We start from the raw sequence: 2,482 nt of genomic DNA on the forward strand, positions 1-2,482 counted from the left end.
TTTTGCATTTGGGCGGCGGAAATGCACGAGTGATCGGGATCGGTGGCATGGCTGCTGCTCGAGCTGGGGCCGGGGTGCCGATTCTCCAGGATCGCCTTTGCGAGACTGACGCAGATCAGACCGATCGGGTTGGCCTTGCACCGCTCGCTGGCGCCGACCAAGACCCGCCATCCAAACATCCATCCACTTGCTGTTCACGAAGACGACGATCGGATCGAGTCGCGACTCCACCGCATTTCTGACCACGTCTCGTCACGGCCAGGAGTGGCATGGCCAGTTGCACGAATACCCGTTATTGTGCGCAGTTTCTCTGCGTATTGAGCACTTCTCCGCCCAAAACCATCGTTGCCGTATCCGAGGCGCACGCCTGGCGGTTCCCGTCACGCCATGAGCCATCAGTGTGACCTGGGCAGCGAGTGGCGAAAATCCGCCCTTCGGGTCCTTATATGCCGAAAGCTCCAGGCGACTACTGCCAACCGAGCGCACGAAGTCAGGTTTTGTCCAGGACAGCATCTTGTAGCGATCTAGGCTTGTTTGTTTCTCAACTCTCGCATCTCCTCTCAAATCGATCCGTGCAAAAAAGATGGGGCGCTTTCGGCGTGCCACATGGAAGTCGTTGATTTATAGCGCGAACCGGACGTACGCGAGTTCCTCAACCAGATGCCATCAAAAATTCGTGTCGTTTCTTTTGATGGGCGCCGGCCGGCCGTCTTGAAACACGCAGACTTCTTCGATGAGCGAATAGCCGGTGCCGCGAAGGCGGCCCCGACTTTCGCCTATCGACGCGAAGGGCGTTCCTCCGCATCGACGCCAGTAGATCGCGTCCTGCCTGGGGTATCCAGATCGCAGAGTGCGGAGCCATTGCCTGGCGCGAATCGGCGCGTCGTATTCAGGCCTTGATCCCCGGTCCGCGCGCGCAATGTTGGGCAGCTCGCAGCGGTCGTAGAAGAGCGGAAGTTGCAGGCCTGCTTTCTCGCGTCTTCGGATGGATGCTGTGCGGAAAACGCGCAGGCGTCGAATCTTGCGCAGGTATCGGCGTTCAGCTGCTCGAGGCGGGCGTCGTACGGGCATGGGGGATGTCTTGTATATGCGGCGGAATCGCCTCGATAGGTCGGCCAGACGCTGATGTTGGTCGGCTTGCGCGGGGGCGAAGTGCAGTCGCCCACGCGCTAAAGAACGTGCGCCGGGATTACCGCGGCAAACCTGCGCGGCAGTTCCCGGCACGGCCGTATGTCGTCGCTGTCGATGGGGGCTGGGCTGCAGGATTCGTCTGTCGACGCGTCGTCACCGGCGCCGGCGGGACCGAATCCTGACTTCACAAGGGTGCCTCGGCCGACCGGACGTGTACCGAACCGAGGCCCCCGGCAATGCGCGTGGGCTTCAGCCTGTCATACGCGACGGCGCGGCTGCTGCCGGGCGTCCCGGGGCGTGGCTATCAACCAGCGCCTCCTGACGGGTTCTGGCGATCGTGCTCGGGCGACACCGGCGTCTGTCGGCCGAGCGGCGTGTGCGGTCAAAACCATGAAGGACGGAAAAAGATCGCGCAGACGCATGAGGATCCGAACCAGGGCGGGCAGGTGGCTCGGGATAGTACGGTTCCCCTATCTCTGAAGCCGGCAAAGCCCAGCGCCGCCATCGCGATTTCTCGTTGGCAGCGTCGCTCTAACTCATGATGCGATTGCTGGAAAGCGTTCGAAAGTCGTGTCACGTCAATCGCTGGCGGGTCGGGCCAGACAACCCTAGAAACCAGCAATGGACTCCCGGCAGGCATCTAAAAACAGATCATGGCAGCCGCCCGGCACGAAATTTGCGGAATTTTTGCATCTACCCGCTTGGCAGAGTGCTCAAGAGATCGTATGATGGCGGTCTTTCGTTTTCAGCGCAGATGCAGATCGACGCTAAAAGCGGAGTCTGACGAAGATGTGACACTGATCGGTAGCACCCATGCTTGCCTTAGCCGGGCAAGGGCGGGAGATCGGTGGTCAGGCCGGTATCAGGAAGGGGATGAAAATAATCTTCCGGATGTGCTTGACAGGGGTGCGATGTACCCCCATAATCGTCAGTTCTCTACGGAGGGGTGCCCGAGTGGCTAAAGGGGGCAGACTGTAAATCTGTTGGCTTACGCCTACGTTGGTTCGAATCCAACCTCCTCCACCAAGATATCAGCGCAGTGAGCGGTAAGGAATCGTTTGTGGCCCGTGCGGGTGTAGCTCAATGGTAGAGCAGAAGCCTTCCAAGCTTACGACGAGGGTTCGATTCCCTTCACCCGCTCCAGACCGCGAAGTTGAAGCGTAAAGCGCCCATGTGGCTCAGTGGTAGAGCACTCCCTTGGTAAGGGAGAGGTCGGCAGTTCGATCCTGCCCATGGGCACCAGCAGTAAAAAGTCAGTGTCTTGTTGTTTGCGCGCGGCGCAACCTGTGAAATTCCTTTTGGGAGTTGAAAATGGCCAAGGAAAAGTTTGAGCGGACCAAGCCGCACGTGA

At 59.5% G+C, this 2,482-nt stretch carries 3 tRNA genes; all 3 read left to right on the plus strand.

Features of this window, described 5'->3' with window-relative positions:
• Window positions 1-2,071: 2,071 nt before the first annotated feature.
• The 3 genes from L810_RS41010 to L810_RS41020 all read left to right on the plus strand — a co-directional run bounded on the left by L810_RS41010 (window position 2,072) and on the right by L810_RS41020 (window position 2,373).
• Window positions 2,072-2,157 (plus strand) — tRNA-Tyr (locus tag L810_RS41010).
• Window positions 2,158-2,200: 43 nt separating this feature from the next.
• A tRNA-Gly gene (locus L810_RS41015) sits at window positions 2,201-2,274 on the plus strand.
• Between the two features lie 24 nt (window positions 2,275-2,298).
• Window positions 2,299-2,373: transfer RNA gene (locus L810_RS41020), tRNA-Thr, on the plus strand.
• Window positions 2,374-2,482 lie beyond the last annotated feature (109 nt).

Origin of the sequence: Burkholderia sp. AU4i, from assembly GCF_000466765.1 — a bacterium.
Taxonomy (GTDB): domain Bacteria; phylum Pseudomonadota; class Gammaproteobacteria; order Burkholderiales; family Burkholderiaceae; genus Burkholderia; species Burkholderia cepacia.